General features: G+C 54.9%; 17 protein-coding genes, 4 tRNA genes and 1 rRNA gene. All 22 read left to right on the top strand.

The window, feature by feature from the left end; genetic code table 11:
- The first annotated feature begins 159 nt into the window (after positions 1–159).
- The 22 genes from rrf to rplC all read left to right on the top strand — a co-directional run bounded on the left by rrf (position 160) and on the right by rplC (position 20,885).
- Positions 160–275 (top strand): 5S ribosomal RNA (rrf, locus tag TK42_RS25305).
- 166 nt (positions 276–441) lie between these two features.
- On the top strand, positions 442–1,401 hold the full coding sequence (gene birA / locus TK42_RS25300; RefSeq protein WP_032879211.1) for a bifunctional biotin--[acetyl-CoA-carboxylase] ligase/biotin operon repressor BirA: 960 nt from the start codon (positions 442–444) through the stop codon (positions 1,399–1,401).
- A complete protein-coding gene (locus TK42_RS25295; RefSeq protein ID WP_103735412.1) occupies positions 1,391–2,140 on the top strand; it encodes a pantothenate kinase in 750 nt (249 codons plus the stop codon). The genes birA and TK42_RS25295 overlap by 11 nt, the downstream gene beginning before the upstream one ends.
- 7 nt (positions 2,141–2,147) lie before the next feature.
- The gene (locus TK42_RS25290; protein WP_005791992.1) at positions 2,148–2,594 is read left to right on the top strand and encodes a hypothetical protein; all 447 of its coding nucleotides are present in this window, start codon (positions 2,148–2,150) and stop codon (positions 2,592–2,594) included.
- A gap of 142 nt (positions 2,595–2,736) precedes the next feature.
- Positions 2,737–2,821: transfer RNA gene (locus TK42_RS25285), tRNA-Tyr, on the top strand.
- A gap of 24 nt (positions 2,822–2,845) precedes the next feature.
- Positions 2,846–2,919, top strand: a tRNA-Gly gene (locus tag TK42_RS25280).
- A 26-nt stretch (positions 2,920–2,945) separates the two neighbouring features.
- A tRNA-Thr gene (locus tag TK42_RS25275) sits at positions 2,946–3,021 on the top strand.
- A gap of 163 nt (positions 3,022–3,184) precedes the next feature.
- Positions 3,185–3,260: transfer RNA gene (locus TK42_RS25270), tRNA-Trp, on the top strand.
- A 45-nt stretch (positions 3,261–3,305) separates the two neighbouring features.
- The gene (gene secE / locus TK42_RS25265) at positions 3,306–3,674 is read left to right on the top strand and encodes a preprotein translocase subunit SecE (RefSeq protein WP_005791990.1); all 369 of its coding nucleotides are present in this window, start codon (positions 3,306–3,308) and stop codon (positions 3,672–3,674) included.
- A 9-nt stretch (positions 3,675–3,683) separates the two neighbouring features.
- Positions 3,684–4,217 carry a transcription termination/antitermination protein NusG gene (gene nusG, locus TK42_RS25260; RefSeq protein WP_003176436.1) on the top strand — a complete coding sequence of 178 codons (534 nt, stop codon included), beginning with the start codon at positions 3,684–3,686 and terminating at the stop codon, positions 4,215–4,217.
- A gap of 117 nt (positions 4,218–4,334) precedes the next feature.
- Positions 4,335–4,766 carry a 50S ribosomal protein L11 gene (gene rplK, locus TK42_RS25255; protein WP_003176435.1) on the top strand — a complete coding sequence of 144 codons (432 nt, stop codon included), beginning with the start codon at positions 4,335–4,337 and terminating at the stop codon, positions 4,764–4,766.
- Positions 4,766–5,461 carry a 50S ribosomal protein L1 gene (gene rplA, locus TK42_RS25250; protein WP_003176434.1) on the top strand — a complete coding sequence of 232 codons (696 nt, stop codon included), beginning with the start codon at positions 4,766–4,768 and terminating at the stop codon, positions 5,459–5,461. Before rplK ends, rplA begins: the two co-directional genes overlap by 1 nt.
- Positions 5,462–5,660: 199 nt before the next feature.
- Positions 5,661–6,161: a 50S ribosomal protein L10 gene (gene rplJ / locus TK42_RS25245; RefSeq protein WP_003232405.1), complete on the top strand. Its 501-nt coding sequence runs from the start codon at positions 5,661–5,663 to the stop codon at positions 6,159–6,161.
- A 78-nt stretch (positions 6,162–6,239) separates the two neighbouring features.
- Positions 6,240–6,605, top strand: a complete 366-nt coding sequence (rplL, locus tag TK42_RS25240) for a 50S ribosomal protein L7/L12 (RefSeq protein WP_005791984.1) — start codon at positions 6,240–6,242, stop codon at positions 6,603–6,605.
- A gap of 219 nt (positions 6,606–6,824) precedes the next feature.
- Complete coding sequence (gene rpoB, locus TK42_RS25235; RefSeq protein ID WP_019819139.1) at positions 6,825–10,898, top strand: DNA-directed RNA polymerase subunit beta; 4,074 nt, start codon at positions 6,825–6,827, stop codon at positions 10,896–10,898.
- Positions 10,899–10,962: 64 nt separating this feature from the next.
- On the top strand, positions 10,963–15,162 hold the full coding sequence (rpoC, locus tag TK42_RS25230) for a DNA-directed RNA polymerase subunit beta' (RefSeq protein WP_005791982.1): 4,200 nt from the start codon (positions 10,963–10,965) through the stop codon (positions 15,160–15,162).
- 216 nt (positions 15,163–15,378) lie between these two features.
- A complete protein-coding gene (gene rpsL, locus TK42_RS25225; protein WP_002555494.1) occupies positions 15,379–15,750 on the top strand; it encodes a 30S ribosomal protein S12 in 372 nt (123 codons plus the stop codon).
- A 118-nt stretch (positions 15,751–15,868) separates the two neighbouring features.
- On the top strand, positions 15,869–16,339 hold the full coding sequence (gene rpsG, locus TK42_RS25220; RefSeq protein WP_002555493.1) for a 30S ribosomal protein S7: 471 nt from the start codon (positions 15,869–15,871) through the stop codon (positions 16,337–16,339).
- Between the two features lie 30 nt (positions 16,340–16,369).
- Positions 16,370–18,475, top strand: coding sequence for an elongation factor G (gene fusA, locus TK42_RS25215; RefSeq protein WP_005791981.1), 2,106 nt, complete (start codon positions 16,370–16,372; stop codon positions 18,473–18,475).
- 30 nt (positions 18,476–18,505) lie between these two features.
- Positions 18,506–19,699 carry an elongation factor Tu gene (gene tuf / locus TK42_RS25210; RefSeq protein WP_005791980.1) on the top strand — a complete coding sequence of 398 codons (1,194 nt, stop codon included), beginning with the start codon at positions 18,506–18,508 and terminating at the stop codon, positions 19,697–19,699.
- Between the two features lie 157 nt (positions 19,700–19,856).
- Positions 19,857–20,168 (top strand): 30S ribosomal protein S10, encoded by a 312-nt coding sequence (rpsJ, locus tag TK42_RS25205; RefSeq protein WP_003186070.1) that lies wholly within the window; start codon positions 19,857–19,859, stop codon positions 20,166–20,168.
- A gap of 81 nt (positions 20,169–20,249) precedes the next feature.
- The gene (gene rplC, locus TK42_RS25200; RefSeq protein WP_003194649.1) at positions 20,250–20,885 is read left to right on the top strand and encodes a 50S ribosomal protein L3; all 636 of its coding nucleotides are present in this window, start codon (positions 20,250–20,252) and stop codon (positions 20,883–20,885) included.
- The last annotated feature ends 5 nt before the right edge of the window (positions 20,886–20,890 follow it).

Genomic DNA, 20,890 nt, shown 5'->3' with positions numbered 1-20,890 from the left:
TATAACACCCAAGCAATTTGACTACTCTAACGAGCATCAGATTGCGGTGTGTGAAGACGAAGATGAACCGAAAGTTCGACGCTCACAAAACACCGAAAACTATCACATACCCAATTTGCTGAAGCGAGACCAACTGGTCGCGACTCAGTACCCGAATTTCTTGACGACCATAGAGCATTGGAACCACCTGATCCCATCCCGAACTCAGCAGTGAAACGATGCATCGCCGATGGTAGTGTGGGGTTTCCCCATGTGAGAGTAGGTCATCGTCAAGATTAAATTCCAGAACCCCTGTTTGCTAACGCAGACAGGGGTTTTGTTTTGGGCGGTCGAAAAAACTAAAAAACCATCGCTCATGTCCTGAGTGCAAACGCCCTGCGTTTCTATGCAATGACCTTACGCATGGCTATTATGCGTGCCTCATTGTGAGGCGATATTTGCATGCTGATGTTGTTGAAACTACTGAAAGACGGTCGATTCCATTCTGGAGAAGCGCTTGGCGCCGCCCTGGGCGTCAGTCGCAGCGCTGTGTGGAAGCAGCTTCAGCATCTTGAGGCAGAGTTAGGGCTGCCCATTCATAAGGTCCGAGGTCGTGGGTATCAATTGGCTGCGCCGTTGGTGTTCTTGAGTGCAGAGCAAATTTCCCTGAATGCGGCCTCTTTAACCTGGCCAGTTCATATTTTCGATTCCATCGACTCCACTAACGCCGAAGCTTTGCGTCTCGTTGACTCAGGGTGCGCAGCCCCCTTTGTCGTACTGTCGGAGCAGCAGACGGCTGGTAGGGGAAGGCGTGGTCGAAAATGGGTCAGTCCGTTTGCGCAAAATGTCTACTACAGCCTCGTGCTGCGCATTGAAGGTGGTCTGCGACAGTTGGAGGGGTTGAGTCTCGTAGTTGGCTTAGCCGTTATGCAGGCGTTGCGTGAGACCGGTGTACAGGGCGCGGCTTTGAAATGGCCAAACGACGTCTTGGTCGGGAGCAAGAAAATTTCTGGCATCTTGCTGGAGCTGGTGGGGGATCCTGCGGATATCTGTCACGTTGTCCTAGGGATAGGCATCAATGTGAATATGCAGAAAGCCGATGATGTGGATCAGCAATGGACTTCAATTCAGCTCGAGACCGGTTCTGCTATTGATCGCAACCAATTGGTGGCGCGTCTGGGGATGCAGTTGCAAGGCTATCTGGATCGACATAAGACTGCCGGTTTTGCCGGGCTGCAAGATGAGTGGGAGCGGCATCACTTGTGGCAGGGCAAGCCTGTGTCTCTCGTTGCTGGTGTTACCCAGATTGATGGGGTGGTGTTGGGCGTGGATCATCAGGGCGCGTTGCGCTTGAATGTCGATGGCGTCGAGAAAATATACAGCGGTGGTGAGTTAAGCCTGAGGTTGCGTGATGATTCTTGAGCTCGACTGTGGGAACAGCTTCATAAAGTGGCGCGTGCTTGAGGCGAGTGATGCAAGTGTCTCCGCCGAAGGCGTGGTGGGTTCGGATGATGCGTTGATTGAGAGCCTGACAGCGCTTCCTGGCCTTCTGCTCACGCGTTGTCGGTTAGTGAGTGTTCGAGCGCTTGAGGAAACCGACAAGCTGGTAGCGGCGTTGGTGAAGGCATTTGGCGTTACCGTTTCCTGTGCGGGTTCCGCGCGACAAATGGCCGGTGTGCACAATGGCTACGAAGAGTTCGAGCGGCTTGGGCTGGATCGTTGGTTGGCGATGCTGGGTGCATATAAGTTAGCGTCCGGCGCATGCGTAGTGCTCGATTTTGGTACGGCGGCGACCGCAGACTTTATTGATGTTGATGGTGAGCACTTGGGTGGGTTTATTTGCCCGGGCTTGCCACTTATGCGCAATCAGTTGCGAACCCATACGCGCAAGATACGTTATGACGATGCCGCGGCTGAGAGAGCTCTTGAGCGTCTCTCTCCTGGGCGGACGACCGTAGAGGCTGTCGAGCGCGGTTGTACGCTTATGCTAAGAGGGTTCGTGTTGACCCAGCTTGAATTGGCGAGAAGCTATTGGGGCGAGGATTTCACTGTCTTCCTGACGGGGGGGGATGCCGACCTGGTCAGGGATGCTGCACCTCAGGCTTGTTTGGTCCCGGACCTTGTGTTTGTTGGTTTGGCAATGGCGTGTCCTTTGTCTTGAGGTGATTATGCGCTGGCTGTTTTTGCTTTTACTTGTCCTCAATGTTTTCTACTACGTCTGGCATCAGCAAGAAGCTCCATTGCGTGCCAAGGACGTCACACCATTGAGTCTCTATCGTGGAACGCAGCAAGATATTCGGCTCCTGAGTGAGTCTGCCGACACGGTGGCGCGGCGTGATCGAGCAAGGGGGGCTGATGCACAAAGCACCTGTCTGTACATTGGTGGTTTCTCGGATCGTCACCAGGCGCTCTCTCTCGAGCAGCGGCTGACAAGCTTGGACATAAGGGTCAGGCTTCAATTGTTGAGCGCGCCTGAAGCCTCGGGTTACTGGTTGCGAGTAGCCCCTGAGAGTAGGCGCTTGGCTGACGATCTGCCCTTTGAAAGCCTTGCTAATGAATTCAATGAGTTAAAACATAAAATAATGCTGTGCGAAGGCATTGCAACTCTCGAATAGTTTGCATAGAATGGCGCCCGCTTCGCAGTGAAGACCTTTAAGGGCTTCAAGGTGAAACGAAGGTCAACGCAGCTAACCTCATATTTTTAATGAGAAAATGCTTGACAGAAGGCCGGCGTGATGTAGAATGCCGGCTCGCTTAGGAGGGGTTCCCGAGCGGCCAAAGGGATCAGACTGTAAATCTGACGTCTACGACTTCGAAGGTTCGAATCCTTCCCCCTCCACCATTTTTAGCGTGAGCTGCAAGCTCCGCGGGTATAGTTTAGTGGTAGAACCTCAGCCTTCCAAGCTGATGATGCGGGTTCGATTCCCGCTACCCGCTCCAAGTTTGCAGGTTGTGCAAGGTGTTTTGCTCTTGTAGCTCAGTTGGTAGAGCACACCCTTGGTAAGGGTGAGGTCAGCGGTTCAAATCCGCTCAAGAGCTCCATATAACAAGGCAGATATGAAAATATCTGCCTTTGTTTTAACAGCCGCCTCGGCTTGTATCGTGTTATGTCTGGCTGTGATTGTCAGGTGATTTCAAGTCTGTTGGGGTTGGTTGTTGTAAAGTCTTTTTCAGGCCTGCATAATGGTCGGCCTGATTTTGTTTTAGGTCAGTAGCTCAATTGGCAGAGCGACGGTCTCCAAAACCGTAGGTTGGGGGTTCGATTCCCTCCTGACCTGCCAGATTCACGTGGTGTGTCTGGCTTTCTTTTCACAGGATCTTCATAGATGACTCCTAAGGCTGAAGCTCAAAGCTCTCGTTTCGATCTGTTCAAGTGGCTCGCTGTAGTCGCCTTGGTGGTCGTAGGCGTTGTTGGCAATCAGTACTATTCTGCTTCGCCGATCCTGTACCGTGTCCTCGCATTGCTCGCCCTCGCTGCTGTAGCTGCCTTTGTAGGCCTGCAGACTGCTAAAGGCAAGTCTTTCGCGGTCCTGGTAAAGGAAGCTCGCACCGAAATTCGTAAAGTCGTTTGGCCGACTCGCCAAGAAACCACGCAGACCACATTGATTGTTGTGGCTGTTGTTCTGGTTATGGCGTTGCTGTTGTGGGGGCTCGATTCCCTGCTCGGCTGGCTTGTTTCCTTGATTGTTGGCTAAGGGTGTCCCGTGGCTAAGCGTTGGTACGTTGTGCATGCTTACTCGGGTTACGAGAAGCATGTTATGCGCTCTTTGCTGGAGCGCGTAAAGCTGGCAGGCATGGAAGATGGCTTCGGCGAAATTCTGGTTCCCACTGAAGAAGTGGTTGAAATGCGGAATGGCCAGAAGCGCAAGAGTGAGCGCAAGTTCTTCCCTGGCTACGTGCTGGTACAGATGGACATGAATGAAGGTACTTGGCACTTGGTCAAGGATACTCCTCGTGTCATGGGTTTCATTGGCGGTACTGCTGATAAGCCTGCTCCGATCACTGACAAGGAGGCAGAAGCAATTCTGCGTCGTGTTGCTGACGGTAGCGACAAGCCCAAGCCGAAGACATTGTTCGAGCCGGGTGAGGTTGTTCGTGTTACAGATGGTCCTTTCGCTGATTTCAATGGCACCGTCGAAGAAGTTAACTACGAAAAGAGCCGGATCCAAGTGGCAGTGCTCATTTTCGGTCGCTCTACTCCGGTAGAGTTGGAGTTCAGCCAGGTCGAGAAGGTCTAGCTGAAAAAGCATCCCAACCCCGCAGCCTTAGGCTGTGGGGTTTTGTCGTCACTGGGATAAACGCGCAAGTAACCGGGGAGCCTTTCTAGGCGTTTGAACCCGTAATTGGAGTGCCTCATGGCCAAGAAGATTACCGCTTACATCAAGCTGCAAGTGAAGGCCGCTCAGGCCAACCCTAGCCCACCCGTCGGTCCAGCTCTGGGTCAGCACGGCGTGAACATCATGGAATTCTGCAAGGCCTTCAACGCCCGTACTCAGGGTCTTGAGCCAGGTCTGCCGACTCCAGTGATCATCACTGTATACAGCGACCGTAGCTTTACTTTCGAAACCAAGTCGACCCCGGCTTCGGTTTTGTTGAAGAAAGCTGCTGGTCTGACTAGCGGTTCCGCTCGTCCGAACACCGTTAAGGTTGGCACCGTAACTCGTGCTCAGCTGGAAGAAATCGCGAAAACCAAAAACGCGGATCTGACTGCAGCTGATATGGATGCAGCCGTGCGTACCATCGCCGGTTCTGCTCGTAGCATGGGCCTTAACGTGGAGGGTGTGTAATGGCTAAGCTGACCAAGCGCCAAAAGGCTATCGCCGGCAAAATCGAAGCAGGCAAGTCCTACAACTTCGTAGACGCTGCTGCTCTGCTGACCGAGCTGTCGACTGTCAAGTTCAGCGAGTCTGTTGACGTTGCTGTGAACCTGGGTGTTGACCCGCGTAAATCCGACCAGGTCGTTCGTAGCGCTACTGTGCTGCCACACGGTACTGGCAAGACTGTACGTGTTGCTGTCTTCACTCAGGGCCCGGCGGCTGAAGCTGCTCTGGCTGCCGGCGCTGATCGCGTTGGTATGGACGATCTGGCTGCCGAAATGAAAGGCGGCGATCTGAACTATGACGTCGTTATTGCTTCCCCGGATGCAATGCGCGTTGTAGGTCAGTTGGGTCAGATCCTGGGTCCACGTGGCCTGATGCCTAACCCTAAAGTCGGCACCGTAACGCCAGACGTAGCTACCGCGGTTAAAAACGCCAAGGCTGGTCAGGTTCGTTATCGCACCGACAAAAACGGCATCATTCACACCTCCGTTGGCAAGGTCGGCTTCGACGCCGTCAAGCTGAAGGAAAACGTTGAAGCCCTGATCGCTGATCTGAAGCGTATCAAGCCAGCTTCCTCGAAAGGCATCTACGTCAAGCGCGTTACCCTGAGCACCACTATGGGCCCAGGTCTGGTCATCGACCAAGGCTCGCTGGACGTATAAGACACAAATTGGCGCAAGCGATTGCGCCAATTGAAAGATTGGGGTCCCTGCCTGGCGGGGGCTATCCAAGACCGTAGGCGACGCAAGTCTTAAACCAACAAGCCTACGCAGATGGTGCTCCCGGTTCCTTACCGAATCAGACACCAAAACGACATCCGGCCTCGGCCAGATGAAACGGTAACAAGCAGGAGTTAAACCCGTGGCAATTAATCTCGAAGACAAGAAGGCCATCGTCGCTGAAGTCAACGAGGCTGCCAAAGCTGCTCTGTCCGCTGTCGTGGCTGATGCCCGTGGTGTGACAGTAGGCGCTATGACCGGACTCCGTAAAGAGGCTCGTGAAGCTGGCGTATACGTACGTGTTGTACGTAACACCCTGCTCAAGCGCGCTGTTGCTGACACTGAATACAGTGTTCTCAACGACGTGTTCACTGGCCCGACTCTGATCGCGTTCTCCAAGGACCATCCAGGCGCTGCTGCCCGTTTGTTCAAAGAGTTCGCCAAGAGTCAGGATAAGTTCGAGATCAAGGCAGCTGCGTTCGAGGGCAAGTTCCTCGCAGCTAACCAAATCGACGTACTGGCAACACTGCCGACCCGCGACGAAGCCATTTCGCAGCTGATGAGCGTGATTCAAGGCGCTACCAGCAAGCTGGCTCGTACTCTGGCTGCAGTTCGCGAGCAAAAAGAAGCTGCCGCAGCCTAAGGCTGAGCAACTTCTCTCGCGTATTTTTGTTTATTTCGATGGCCGCGTAGGCCGTCCCCCAATTCAGGAAATACAGCAATGTCTATCTCCCAAGACGATATCCTCAACGCCGTAGCTGAAATGTCGGTTCTGCAGGTTGTTGAGCTGATCAAAGCTTTCGAAGAAAAATTCGGCGTTTCCGCTGCCGCTGCTTCCGCTGGCCCAGCTGCTGCTGCTGCCGTTGTTGAAGAGCAAACCGAATTCAACGTCATGCTGACCGAAGCTGGCGAGAAGAAAGTAAACGTGATCAAGGCAGTACGTGAACTGACCGGTCTGGGCCTGAAAGAAGCCAAGGCTGTAGTTGACGGCGCTCCTGCCATGGTTCTGGAAGCTGTTGCCAAAGACGCAGCTGACAAAGCCAAAGCTACTCTGGAAGAAGCAGGCGCTAAAGTCGAGCTGAAGTAAGCATCGACCTTGCGTCTCCAGCCCAAGCGTTAAGCTGAAGGCTGATGGCTGGTGGCTCTTGCCACCGGCCTTTTTCCGTTCTTGGCTGTCGACTCGGTCGCCGCCATTAACGCGCTGTAGCCACCCGAAGCGGTGGTGCAAACCATGGGGTTTGCAAGATTTTCTGGCTGCTCCCGTCGGAGGGGCCAAACAAGCAGGTGACCAAGCTGGGGAACGCTGATGGCTTACTCATATACTGAGAAAAAACGTATCCGCAAGGACTTTAGCAAGTTGCCGGACGTCATGGATGTCCCGTACCTTCTGGCTATCCAGCTGGATTCGTATCGTGAATTCTTGCAGGCGGGAGCGACCAAAGATCAGTTCCGCGACGTGGGCCTGCATGCGGCCTTCAAATCCGTTTTCCCGATCATCAGCTACTCCGGCAATGCTGCGCTGGAGTACGTCGGTTATCGCCTGGGCGAACCGGCATTTGATGTCAAAGAATGCGTGTTGCGTGGCGTTACGTACGCCGTACCTTTGCGGGTAAAAGTCCGTCTGATCATTTTCGACAAAGAATCGTCGAACAAAGCGATCAAGGACATCAAAGAGCAAGAAGTCTACATGGGCGAAATCCCATTGATGACTGAAAACGGTACCTTCGTTATCAACGGTACCGAGCGTGTAATCGTTTCCCAGCTGCACCGTTCCCCGGGCGTGTTCTTCGACCACGACCGCGGCAAGACGCACAGCTCCGGCAAACTCCTGTACTCCGCGCGGATCATTCCGTACCGCGGTTCGTGGTTGGACTTCGAGTTCGACCCGAAAGACTGCGTGTTCGTGCGTATCGACCGTCGTCGCAAGCTGCCGGCCTCGGTACTGCTGCGTGCGCTCGGCTATACCACTGAGCAAGTGCTGGACGCTTTCTATACCACCAACGTATTCAGCCTGAAGGATGAAACCCTCAAGCTGGAGCTGATCGCTTCGCGTCTGCGTGGTGAAATTGCTGTCCTGGACATCCAGGATGAGAAAGGCAAGGTCATCGTTGAGGCTGGCCGTCGTATCACTGCGCGCCACATCAACCAGATCGAAAAGGCTGGTATCAAAGAGCTGGAAGTGCCTCTGGACTACGTTCTGGGTCGCACGACCGCCAAGGTCATCGTTCACCCGGCTACAGGCGAAATCCTGGCTGAGTGCAATACCGAGCTGAACACCGAGATCCTGGCGAAAATCGCCAAGGCCCAGGTTGTTCGCATCGAGACCCTGTACACCAACGACATCGACTGCGGTCCGTTCATCTCCGACACTCTGAAGATCGACTCCACCAGCAACCAATTGGAAGCGCTGGTCGAGATCTATCGCATGATGCGTCCTGGTGAGCCACCAACCAAAGACGCTGCCGAAACCCTGTTCAACAACCTGTTCTTCAGCCCTGAGCGCTATGACCTGTCTGCGGTCGGCCGGATGAAGTTCAACCGTCGTATCGGTCGTACCGAGATCGAAGGTTCGGGCGTGCTGTGCAAGGAAGACATCGTCGCGGTACTGAAGACGCTGGTCGACATCCGTAACGGCAAAGGCATCGTCGATGACATCGACCACCTGGGTAACCGTCGTGTTCGCTGCGTAGGCGAAATGGCCGAGAACCAGTTCCGCGTTGGCCTGGTGCGTGTTGAGCGTGCGGTCAAAGAGCGTCTGTCGATGGCTGAAAGCGAAGGCCTGATGCCGCAAGACCTGATCAACGCCAAGCCAGTGGCTGCGGCGGTAAAAGAGTTCTTCGGTTCCAGCCAGCTTTCCCAGTTCATGGACCAGAACAACCCGCTGTCCGAGATCACCCACAAGCGCCGTGTATCCGCACTGGGCCCGGGCGGTCTGACCCGTGAGCGTGCTGGCTTCGAAGTTCGTGACGTACACCCGACGCACTACGGTCGTGTTTGCCCGATCGAAACGCCGGAAGGTCCGAACATCGGTCTGATCAACTCCCTGGCCGCTTATGCGCGTACCAACCAGTATGGCTTCCTCGAGAGCCCGTACCGTGTGGTGAAAGACGCTCTGGTCACCGACGAGATCGTGTTCCTGTCCGCCATCGAAGAAGCTGATCACGTGATCGCTCAGGCTTCGGCCACGATGAACGACAAGAAAGTCCTGATCGACGAGCTGGTAGCTGTTCGTCACTTGAACGAGTTCACCGTTAAGGCGCCGGAAGACGTCACCTTGATGGACGTTTCTCCGAAGCAGGTAGTTTCGGTTGCAGCGTCGCTGATCCCGTTCCTGGAGCACGATGACGCCAACCGTGCATTGATGGGTTCCAACATGCAGCGTCAAGCTGTACCGACCCTGCGTGCTGACAAGCCGCTGGTAGGTACCGGCATGGAGCGTAACGTAGCCCGTGACTCCGGCGTTTGCGTCGTGGCTCGTCGTGGCGGCGTTATCGACTCTGTTGATGCCAGCCGTATCGTGGTTCGTGTTGCCGATGACGAAGTAGAAACTGGCGAAGCCGGTGTCGACATCTACAACCTGACCAAATACACCCGCTCGAACCAGAACACATGCATCAACCAGCGTCCGCTGGTGAGCAAGGGTGATCGCGTTCAGCGTAGCGACATCATGGCCGATGGCCCGTCCACCGATATGGGTGAACTGGCTCTGGGTCAGAACATGCGCATCGCGTTCATGGCATGGAACGGCTTCAACTTCGAAGACTCCATCTGCCTGTCCGAGCGTGTGGTTCAAGAAGACCGCTTCACCACGATCCACATTCAGGAACTGACCTGTGTGGCACGTGACACCAAGCTTGGGCCTGAGGAAATCACTGCAGACATCCCGAACGTGGGTGAAGCTGCACTGAACAAGCTGGACGAAGCCGGTATCGTTTACGTAGGTGCTGAAGTTGGCGCAGGCGACATCCTGGTGGGTAAGGTCACTCCGAAAGGCGAGACCCAACTGACTCCGGAAGAGAAGCTGCTGCGTGCCATCTTCGGTGAAAAAGCCAGCGACGTTAAAGACACCTCCCTGCGTGTACCTACCGGTACCAAAGGTACTGTCATCGACGTACAAGTCTTCACCCGTGACGGCGTTGAGCGTGATGCTCGTGCACTGTCCATCGAGAAGACCCAGCTCGACGAGATCCGCAAGGATCTGAACGAAGAGTTCCGTATCGTTGAAGGCGCGACCTTCGAACGTCTGCGCTCCGCTCTGGTAGGCCACAAGGCCGAAGGCGGCGCAGGTCTGAAGAAAGGTCAGGACATCACCGACGAAATTCTCGACGGTCTTGAGCACGGCCAGTGGTTCAAACTGCGCATGGCTGAAGACGCTCTGAACGAGCAGCTCGAGAAGGCCCAGGCCTACATCGTTGATCGCCGCCGTCTGCTGGACGACAAGTTCGAAGACAAGAAGCGCAAACTGCAGCAGGGCGATGACCTGGCTCCAGGCGTGCTGAAAATCGTCAAGGTTTACCTGGCAATCCGTCGCCGCATCCAGCCGGGCGACAAGATGGCCGGTCGTCACGGTAACAAAGGTGTGGTCTCCGTGATCATGCCGGTTGAAGACATGCCGCACGATGCCAATGGCACCCCGGTCGACGTCGTCCTCAACCCGTTGGGCGTACCTTCGCGTATGAACGTTGGTCAGATCCTTGAAACCCACCTGGGCCTCGCGGCCAAAGGTCTGGGCGAGAAGATCAACCGTATGATCGAAGAGCAGCGCAAGGTCGCAGACCTGCGCAAGTTCCTGCACGAGATCTACAACGAGATCGGCGGTCGCAACGAAGAGCTGGATACCTTCTCCGACCAGGAAATCCTGGATCTGGCGAAGAACCTGCGCGGCGGCGTTCCAATGGCTACCCCGGTGTTCGACGGTGCCAAGGAAAGCGAAATCAAGGCCATGCTGAAACTGGCAGACCTGCCGGAAAGCGGCCAGATGCAGCTGTTCGACGGTCGTACCGGCAACAAGTTCGAGCGCCCGGTTACTGTTGGCTACATGTACATGCTGAAGCTGAACCACTTGGTAGACGACAAGATGCACGCTCGTTCTACTGGTTCGTACAGCCTGGTTACCCAGCAGCCGCTGGGTGGTAAGGCTCAGTTCGGTGGTCAGCGTTTCGGGGAGATGGAGGTCTGGGCACTGGAAGCATACGGTGCTGCATACACTCTGCAAGAAATGCTCACAGTGAAGTCGGACGATGTGAACGGTCGTACCAAGATGTACAAAAACATCGTGGACGGCGATCACCGTATGGAGCCGGGCATGCCCGAGTCCTTCAACGTGTTGATCAAAGAAATTCGTTCCCTCGGCATCGATATCGATCTGGAAACCGAATAACACGTGACGCGAATCGAGAGCGTGGCCGTTTGGTCCGCTCTCTGCTCCGCCAGGAGGAAAGGCCTTGAAAGACCTACTGAATTTGCTGAAAAACCAGGGTCAAGTCGAAGAGTTCGACGCCATCCGTATTGGATTGGCATCGCCTGAGATGATCCGTTCGTGGTCGTTCGGTGAAGTTAAAAAGCCGGAAACCATCAACTACCGTACGTTCAAACCTGAGCGTGACGGCCTGTTCTGCGCCAAGATCTTTGGCCCGGTAAAGGATTACGAGTGCCTGTGCGGTAAGTACAAGCGCTTGAAGCACCGTGGTGTGATCTGCGAGAAGTGCGGCGTTGAAGTCGCACTGGCCAAGGTTCGTCGTGAGCGTATGGCGCACATCGAACTGGCTTCGCCGGTTGCCCACATCTGGTTCCTGAAATCGCTGCCGTCCCGTATCGGCTTGCTGATGGACATGACTCTGCGTGATATCGAACGCGTTCTCTACTTCGAGAGCTATGTCGTTATCGATCCAGGCATGACCACCCTTGAAAAAGGTCAGCTGCTGAACGACGAGCAGTACTTCGAAGCGCTGGAAGAGTTCGGTGATGATTTCGATGCCCGTATGGGTGCCGAAGCTGTCCGCGAGCTGCTGCACGCTATCGACCTGGAGCACGAGATTGGCCGTCTGCGCGAAGAAATTCCGCAAACCAACTCCGAAACCAAGATCAAGAAGCTGTCCAAGCGTCTGAAGTTGATGGAAGCCTTCCAGGGTTCCGGCAACTTGCCAGAGTGGATGGTGCTGACCGTTCTGCCGGTTCTGCCGCCAGACCTGCGTCCGCTGGTACCGTTGGACGGTGGTCGTTTCGCGACGTCCGACCTCAACGACCTGTATCGCCGCGTGATCAACCGTAACAACCGCTTGAAGCGCCTGCTTGACCTGTCCGCTCCGGACATCATCGTGCGCAACGAAAAGCGTATGTTGCAGGAAGCTGTCGATGCCTTGCTCGACAACGGTCGTCGTGGCCGCGCTATCACCGGTTCCAACAAGCGTCCTCTGAAATCCTTGGCTGACATGATCAAGGGTAAGCAAGGTCGTTTCCGTCAGAACTTGCTCGGTAAGCGTGTTGACTACTCCGGTCGTTCGGTAATTACCGTAGGCCCGACCCTGCGTCTGCACCAGTGCGGTCTGCCCAAGAAGATGGCACTTGAGCTGTTCAAGCCATTCATCTTCGGCAAGCTGGAAATGCGCGGTCTCGCGACCACCATCAAAGCGGCCAAGAAAATGGTCGAGCGCGAACTGCCAGAGGTTTGGGACGTTCTCGCCGAGGTGATCCGCGAACACCCGGTTCTCCTCAACCGTGCACCGACCCTTCACCGTCTGGGTATCCAGGCGTTTGAACCAGTACTGATCGAAGGTAAGGCTATTCAGCTGCACCCTCTGGTCTGTGCCGCGTACAACGCCGACTTCGACGGCGACCAAATGGCCGTGCACGTACCGCTGACACTGGAAGCCCAGTTGGAAGCGCGCGCGTTGATGATGTCGACCAACAACATTCTGTCGCCAGCCAACGGTGAGCCAATCATCGTTCCGTCGCAGGACGTTGTATTGGGTCTGTACTACATGACCCGTGAAGCGATCAATGCCAAGGGCGAAGGTCGTGTGTTCGCTGACCTGCAGGAAGTTGATCGTGTGTTCCGTGCCGGCGAAGCCGCACTGCACGCCAAGGTCAAAGTGCGGATCAACGAAACCGTCAATGACCGTGACGGCGGCAGCGTGAGCAACACCCGTATCGTCGACACCACTGTCGGCCGTGCGCTGTTGTACCAGGTTGTGCCAAAAGGTCTGTCGTACGATGTCGTCAACCTGCCGATGAAGAAGAAGGCGATCTCCAAGCTGATCAACCAGTGCTACCGCGTGGTTGGTTTGAAAGAGACCGTTATCTTCGCTGACCAGTTGATGTACACAGGTTTCGCTTACTCCACTATCTCCGGCGTTTCCATCGGCGTTAATGACTTCGTTATCCCGGATGAAAAAGCTCGCATCATCAGTGCCGCCACTGACGAAGTGAAAGAGATCGAGAGCCAGTACGCCTCCGGCCTGGTAACCCAGGGCGAGAAGTACAACAAGGTGATCGACCTTTGGTCCAAGGCGAACGACGAAGTTTCCAAGGCGATGATGGCCAACCTCTCGAAAGAGAAAGTCATCGACCGTCACGGCGACGAAGTTGACCAGGAATCCTTCAACTCGATGTACATGATGGCCGACTCGGGCGCGCGGGGTTCTGCTGCGCAGATCCGTCAGCTCGCCGGTATGCGTGGCCTGATGGCCAAGCCGGATGGCTCCATCATCGAAACGCCGATCACTGCGAACTTCCGTGAAGGTTTGAGCGTACTTCAGTACTTCATCTCCACTCACGGTGCTCGTAAGGGTCTTGCGGATACCGCGTTGAAAACCGCTAACTCCGGTTACCTGACTCGCCGTCTGGTAGACGTTGCACAAGATCTGGTTGTAACCGAGATCGATTGCGGCACCGAGCACGGCCTGCTGATGACTCCGCACATTGAAGGCGGTGACGTTGTAGAGCCGCTGGGTGAGCGCGTATTGGGTCGTGTAATTGCCCGTGACGTGTTCAAGCCAGGTACCGAGGAAGTTATCGTTCCTGCTGGCACCCTGGTTGACGAAAAGTGGGTCGAGTTCATCGAACTCAACAGCATCGACGAAGTGATCGTTCGCTCGCCGATCAGCTGCGAAACCCGCTATGGCATTTGCGCCAAGTGCTACGGCCGTGACTTGGCTCGTGGTCACCAGGTAAACATCGGTGAAGCGGTCGGCGTTATCGCTGCCCAGTCCATCGGTGAGCCGGGTACCCAGCTGACCATGCGTACGTTCCACATCGGTGGTGCGGCGAGCCGGACCTCCGCAGCCGACAGTGTTCAGGTGAAGAATGGCGGTACCGTCCGCCTGCACAACCTCAAGCACGTTGAGCGAGTGGATGGCCACCTGGTTGCTGTGTCCCGTTCCGGTGAGCTGGCAATCGCTGATGATTACGGTCGTGAGCGCGAGCGTTACAAGCTGCCGTACGGTGCTGTGATTTCGGTTAAAGAAGGTGACAAGGTCGACGCTGGCGCAATCGTGGCCAAGTGGGATCCGCACACTCACCCAATCGTTACCGAAATGAAAGGTACCGTGACCTACGTGGGCATGGAAGAAGGCATCACGATCAAGCGTCAGACTGACGAATTGACCGGTATGACCAACATTGAAGTACTCGACGCCAAAGATCGTCCAGCTGCCGGTAAAGACATCCGTCCTGCCGTGAAGATGGTTGATGACAACGGCAAGGATCTGTTGCTGCCAGGCACTGACGTAATCGCTCAGTACTTCCTGCCAGCCAACGCCCTGGTCGGTGTAGCGGATGGTGCGAAGATCGCGATCGGTGATGTTATCGCGCGTATCCCGCAAGAAACTTCGAAGACCCGTGACATCACCGGTGGTCTGCCGCGTGTTGCCGACTTGTTCGAAGCTCGTCGTCCGAAAGAAGCGTCGATTCTGGCTGAAGTCAGCGGCACCATCGCGTTCGGTAAAGAAACCAAAGGCAAGCGCCGTCTGGTCATTACTCCGAACGACGGTAGCGATCCGTATGAAGAGCTGATTCCGAAGTGGCGTCACCTGAACGTGTTCGAAGGCGAACAGGTAAACCGCGGTGAAGTTATCTCCGACGGCCCGAGCGATCCACACGACATCCTGCGTCTGCTGGGTGTGAGTGCTCTGGCCAAGTACATCGTTAACGAGATCCAGGACGTTTACCGTCTGCAAGGCGTGAAGATCAACGACAAGCACATCGAGACCATCCTGCGTCAGATGCTGCGTAAAGTTGAAATCGCTGAATCCGGCGATTCCAGTTTCATCAAGGGCGACCAGATGGAACTGACTCACGTACTGGTAGAAAACGAGCGCCTGGCGAACGAAGAGAAATTCGTTTCCAAGTTCACTCGCGTGCTGCTGGGTATCACCAAGGCGTCGTTGTCCACTGAGTCGTTCATCTCGGCGGCCTCCTTCCAGGAGACCACTCGCGTACTGACCGAAGCAGCGGTAACCGGCAAGCGCGATTACCTGCGCGGCCTGAAAGAAAACGTGGTCGTGGGTCGTCTGATCCCGGCGGGTACCGGTTTGGCTTACCACAGCGAGCGTAAGCGTCGCCGTGATGCTGACAAGCCGCTGCGCGTGAGCGCCAGTGAAGTGGAAGCTGCACTGACCGAAGCACTGAACTCAAGCGGTAACTGAGTTCTGCGATAGATGAGTCTGGGCCCTGACACTCCCGTTCGTCGGATCGAGGCATTTTTGCCCCGGTTCGGCGCGAGGGGAGGTCGGGGCCTTGCCTTGACTGGGGGCAAGATCCTCTTTAGACTCTTGTACCCCTAAATTTGGCGGGAATTCGTTCCTGCCATTTTGCTTTTCTTGCAAGACAATAGCGTCGCAAGACAACAGTGGAGCTAGTAGATGGCAACTATCAACCAGCTGGTACGTCAGCCGCGTAAGCGTATCGTCGAGAAATCCGACGTACCTGCGCTGCAGAACTGCCCGCAACGTCGTGGCGTATGCACCCGTGTGTATACCACCACGCCGAAAAAACCTAACTCGGCACTGCGTAAAGTATGCCGTGTGCGTCTGACCAACGGTTTCGAGGTTTCCTCGTACATCGGCGGTGAAGGCCACAACCTGCAAGAGCACAGCGTGGTACTGATCCGCGGCGGTCGTGTAAAAGACTTGCCAGGTGTTCGTTATCACACCGTACGCGGCTCCTTGGATACTTCCGGCGTTAAAGGTCGTAACCAGGGTCGTTCGAAGTACGGTACCAAGAAGCCTAAGTAGTAGCGGCTTTTTGTAAACCTGAATCATCTTATTTTCTGAGTCGATAAGAGTAAGGTCGGAGGCGTCCCGAAAGGGCACCGATTCCGAGCGAACCTGAAGACCGTTTGAGGGCTTATCCATGCCAAGAAGACGCGTAGCAGCCAAGCGCGAAGTGCTTGACGATCCAAAATACGGAAGCCAAATTCTGGCCAAGTTCATGAACCACGTGATGGAAAGCGGCAAAAAAGCCGTTGCCGAGCGTATCGTTTATGGCGCGCTGGAAAAGGTTAAAGAACGCAAGAACAGCGACCCCCTGGAAATCTTCGAGAAAGCTCTCGACGCCATCGCTCCGCTGGTCGAAGTGAAGTCGCGCCGTGTAGGCGGTGCTACTTACCAGGTTCCGGTTGAAGTTCGCCCGTCCCGTCGTAACGCTCTGGCAATGCGCTGGTTGGTAGACTTCGCCCGTAAGCGCGGCGAGAAGTCTATGGCTCTGCGTTTGGCCGGCGAACTGTTGGACGCTGCTGAAGGTAAAGGTGCTGCTGTTAAGAAGCGTGAAGACGTGCACCGTATGGCTGAAGCTAACAAAGCTTTCTCGCACTACCGCTTCTAATTTTAGCTTCACTAATTTTGCGAGGGCTTTATGGCTCGTACTACTCCGATTAGCCGCTACCGTAACATCGGTATCGTCGCTCACGTGGATGCTGGTAAAACCACCACCACCGAGCGCGTACTGTTTTACACCGGCAAAAGTCACAAAATGGGCGAGGTGCATGACGGCGCCGCGACCACAGACTGGATGGTTCAGGAGCAGGAGCGTGGTATTACCATTACTTCTGCTGCTATTACCGCCTTCTGGAAAGGTTCCGAGAAGCAGTACAAAGACGAGCATCGCTTCAACGTAATCGATACCCCGGGCCACGTAGACTTCACTATTGAAGTTGAGCGTTCCCTGCGTGTACTCGACGGCGCTGTCGTTGTGTTCTGCGGCACCTCGGGTGTTGAGCCTCAGTCGGAAACCGTATGGCGTCAAGCCAACAAGTACGGTGTTCCACGTCTTGTTTATGTAAACAAGATGGACCGTGCTGGCGCCAACTTCCTGCGCGTGATCGGTCAGATCAAGCAGCGTCTGGGTCACACTCCGGTGCCTATCCAGTTGGCGATCGGTTCTGAAGATAACTTCCAGGGTCAGATTGATCTGATCAATATGGAAGCTGTCTACTGGAACGATTCCGATAAAGGTATGGTTCCTGTTCGCAAGCCTATCCCTGAAGAGCTTCAGGAACTGGCTGACGAGTGGCGCAACAACATGGTTGAGGCTGCGGCTGAAGCCAGCGAAGAGCTGATGAACAAGTACCTCGAAGGTGAAGAGCTCACCAACGTGGAAATCAAGGCCGCTCTGCGTCAGCGTACTATCGCTGGTGAGATCGTCTTGGCTGTTTGCGGTTCTTCCTTCAAGAACAAGGGTGTTCCCCTGGTTCTCGACGCCGTTATCGACTACCTGCCTGCTCCAACCGACATTCCTGCTATCAAGGGTACCAACCCTGATAACGAGGAAGAAGAGATGGAGCGTCATGCTGACGACAACGAGCCGTTCTCGGCTCTGGCGTTCAAGATCGCTACAGACCCATTCGTGGGTACTTTGACCTTCGTTCGCGTTTACTCGGGCGTGTTGGCCTCCGGCGACGGCGTGATCAACTCGGTTAAAGGCAAGAAAGAGCGCGTGGGCCGTATGGTGCAAATGCACGCAAACGCTCGCGAAGAGATCAAGGAAGTACGCGCTGGTGACATCGCGGCCCTGATTGGCATGAAGGACGTCACCACTGGTGAGACTTTGTGCGACGCTGCCAAGCCAATCATCCTGGTTCGCATGGACTTCCCGGAGCCGGTTATCTCGGTTGCCGTAGAGCCTAAGACCAAGGATGACCAGGAAAAAATGGGTATCGCTCTGGGCAAGCTTGCTCAGGAAGATCCATCTTTCCGCGTCAAGACTGATGAAGAGACTGGTCAAACGATCATCTCTGGCATGGGCGAGCTGCACCTGGACATCCTGGTTGACCGGATGCGCCGTGAGTTCAACGTCGAAGCCAACATCGGTAAGCCTCAGGTTTCCTATCGTGAGCGCATCACGAAGAACTGTGAAATCGAAGGCAAGTTCGTTCGTCAATCCGGCGGTCGTGGTCAGTTCGGTCACTGCTGGATCCGTTTTGCTCCTGCTGACGAAGGTCAGGAAGGTCTGCAATTCGTGAACGAAGTAGTAGGTGGTGTGGTTCCTAAGGAATACATCCCTGCTATCCAGAAGGGTATCGAAGAGCAGATGAAGAACGGTGTTGTTGCCGGCTATCCGCTGATCGGCCTGAAAGCAACCGTTTTTGACGGTTCTTACCACGACGTCGACTCCAACGAGATGGCGTTTAAGGTGGCTGCTTCCATGGCAACCAAGCAACTGGCCCAGAAGGGCGGTGGTGAGTTGCTTGAGCCAATCATGGCGGTAGAAGTTGTTACACCTGAAGACTATATGGGTGATGTCATGGGCGACCTTAACCGTCGTCGCGGCATGATCTTGGGTATGGAAGACACGGTTTCCGGCAAAGTGATTCGCGCCGAGGTTCCGTTGGGTGAGATGTTCGGTTATGCGACCGACGTTCGCTCCATGTCCCAGGGTCGCGCAAGCTACTCTATGGAATTCAAAAAATACAACACAGCTCCGGCGCACATCGCTGAAACTGTATCCAAAAAACAAGGCTGATTCAGTCCTTTAGGCAAGGAGTTAATTGTCGTGGCTAAAGAAAAATTTGATCGTTCCCTACCGCACGTAAACGTTGGCACCATCGGCCACGTTGACCACGGTAAAACCACTCTGACCGCTGCTCTGACTCGCGTCTGCTCCGAAGTTTTCGGTTCGGCTCGTGTTGACTTCGACAAGATCGACAGCGCACCAGAAGAAAAAGCTCGTGGTATCACCATCAACACCGCGCACGTTGAGTACAACTCGACTATTCGTCACTACGCTCACGTTGACTGCCCAGGTCACGCTGACTATGTGAAGAACATGATCACTGGTGCTGCCCAGATGGACGGCGCGATCCTGGTTTGCTCGGCCGCTGATGGTCCGATGCCACAAACCCGTGAGCACATCCTGCTGTCCCGCCAGGTTGGCGTTCCGTACATCGTGGTTTTCCTGAACAAGGCTGACCTGGTAGACGACGCTGAGCTGCTGGAACTGGTTGAGATGGAAGTGCGCGATCTGCTGAGCACTTACGACTTCCCAGGTGACGACACTCCGATCATCATCGGTTCTGCTCGTATGGCTCTGGAAGGCAACGACGAAAACGAAATGGGCACCACTGCCGTTCGTAAACTGGTTGAAACTCTGGACAGCTACATCCCAGAACCAGTTCGTCTGACCGACAAGCCGTTCCTGATGCCAATCGAAGACGTATTCTCGATCTCCGGTCGCGGTACTGTTGTGACTGGTCGTATCGAGCGCGGTATCGTTCGCGTTCAGGATCCACTGGAAATCGTTGGTCTGCGTGACACTACCGTCACCACCTGCACCGGTGTTGAAATGTTCCGCAAGCTGCTCGACGAAGGTCGTGCTGGCGAGAACTGCGGCGTTCTGCTGCGTGGTACCAAGCGTGACGACGTTGAGCGTGGCCAGGTTCTGGTTAAGCCAGGTTCGGTCAAGCCGCACACCAAGTTCACCGCAGAAGTTTATGTTCTGAGCAAAGAAGAAGGCGGCCGTCATACTCCGTTCTTCAAAGGCTACCGTCCACAGTTCTACTTCCGTACTACTGACGTGACCGGTAACTGCGAATTGCCAGAAGGCGTTGAAATGGTAATGCCAGGTGACAACATTCAAATGACTGTTACCCTGATCAAAACCATCGCAATGGAAGACGGTCTGCGCTTCGCAATCCGTGAAGGCGGCCGTACCGTTGGTGCTGGCGTTGTAGCTAAAATCATCGAGTAATCTCTCTTTTGAGTGAGCTTTGATGTTTTGAGAAAGCCCCCGCTTAGCGGGGGCTTTTTTATTGGGTTGACACCTATCTAGGGCGTCTATAGAATTGCGCCTCCTTTTAACGGGCGTATTGCGCCCGGTGGGAATAGCAGCCGGAGTCTGAAATCCAATGCAAAATCAGCAAATCCGTATCAGGTTGAAGGCTTTTGACCATCGCCTGATCGACCAATCCACCCAGGAAATCGTGGAAACCGCGAAACGTACTGGTGCTCAAGTGCGTGGTCCAATTCCACTGCCTACCCGTAAAGAGCGGTTCACCGTTCTGGTCTCCCCGCACGTCAACAAAGACGCGCGTGACCAGTACGAGATCCGTACTCATAAGCGCGTACTGGACATCGTCCAGCCAACGGATAAAACCGTTGATGCACTTATGAAGCTCGATCTGGCGGCCGGTGTGGAAGTACAGATCAGCCTCGGCTAAGACTTGGGTCTTAGTCGTGTAACGCTCTGAAATGGGCGGCCATAGCGGGTGAAAGCCCCGTACACTCATGAGGTTTACAACATGACTATTGGTGTAGTCGGTCGTAAATGCGGTATGACCCGTATTTTCACCGAAGAAGGTGTCTCCATTCCGGTCACGGTCATTGAGATCGAACCGAATCGCGTCACCCAGTTCAAAACTGAAGAAACCGATGGCTATCGTGCAGTGCAAGTCACTGTCGGCGAGCGTCGTGCTTCGCGCGTGACTGCTGCTCAAGCAGGTCACTTCGCTAAAGCAAACGTTGCAGCTGGTCGTACTGTCATGGAGTTCCGTCTTGAAGACGGCGACTACCAGGCTGGCGATCTGATCAACGCTGAAATCTTCGCCGCTGGTCAACTGGTTGATGTAACCGGTCAGTCCAAAGGTAAAGGCTTCCAGGGTACGATCAAGCGTTGGAATTTCCGTGGTCAAGACAACACTCACGGTAACTCCGTTTCCCACCGCGTCCCGGGCTCTATTGGCCAGTGCCAGACTCCTGGTCGTGTATTCAAGGGCAAAAAAATGTCCGGTCATATGGGCGCTGAGCGCGTGACCGTGCAGTCCCTCGAAGTAGTGCGCGTCGACGCTGAACGCAATCTGTTGTTGGTCAAGGGTGCTGTTCCTGGCGCTACTGGCGGCAACCTGGTTGTACGTCCAGCGGCCAAGGCTCGCGGTTAAGGGGA

This window comes from Pseudomonas sp. GZJR-8 (assembly GCF_002916705.1).
GTDB classification, from domain to species: Bacteria; Pseudomonadota; Gammaproteobacteria; order Pseudomonadales; family Pseudomonadaceae; genus Aquipseudomonas; species Aquipseudomonas synxantha_A.
This window is presented reverse-complemented; position numbering and strand designations above follow the sequence as displayed.

Excerpts from the sequence above, each read along its gene's own strand:
- birA (WP_032879211.1), top strand. The coding sequence starts at position 442 with ATGCTGATGTTGTTGAAACTACTGAAAGACGGTCGATTCCATTCTGGA.
- TK42_RS25295 (WP_103735412.1), top strand. The coding sequence starts at position 1,391 with ATGATTCTTGAGCTCGACTGTGGGAACAGCTTCATAAAGTGGCGCGTG.
- TK42_RS25290 (WP_005791992.1), top strand. The coding sequence starts at position 2,148 with ATGCGCTGGCTGTTTTTGCTTTTACTTGTCCTCAATGTTTTCTACTAC.
- secE (WP_005791990.1), top strand. The coding sequence starts at position 3,306 with ATGACTCCTAAGGCTGAAGCTCAAAGCTCTCGTTTCGATCTGTTCAAG.
- rplK (WP_003176435.1), top strand. The coding sequence starts at position 4,335 with ATGGCCAAGAAGATTACCGCTTACATCAAGCTGCAAGTGAAGGCCGCT.
- rplA (WP_003176434.1), top strand. The coding sequence starts at position 4,766 with ATGGCTAAGCTGACCAAGCGCCAAAAGGCTATCGCCGGCAAAATCGAA.
- rplL (WP_005791984.1), top strand. The coding sequence starts at position 6,240 with ATGTCTATCTCCCAAGACGATATCCTCAACGCCGTAGCTGAAATGTCG.
- rpoB (WP_019819139.1), top strand. The coding sequence starts at position 6,825 with ATGGCTTACTCATATACTGAGAAAAAACGTATCCGCAAGGACTTTAGC.
- rpsL (WP_002555494.1), top strand. The coding sequence starts at position 15,379 with ATGGCAACTATCAACCAGCTGGTACGTCAGCCGCGTAAGCGTATCGTC.
- rpsG (WP_002555493.1), top strand. The coding sequence starts at position 15,869 with ATGCCAAGAAGACGCGTAGCAGCCAAGCGCGAAGTGCTTGACGATCCA.
- fusA (WP_005791981.1), top strand. The coding sequence starts at position 16,370 with ATGGCTCGTACTACTCCGATTAGCCGCTACCGTAACATCGGTATCGTC.
- rpsJ (WP_003186070.1), top strand. The coding sequence starts at position 19,857 with ATGCAAAATCAGCAAATCCGTATCAGGTTGAAGGCTTTTGACCATCGC.
- rplC (WP_003194649.1), top strand. The coding sequence starts at position 20,250 with ATGACTATTGGTGTAGTCGGTCGTAAATGCGGTATGACCCGTATTTTC.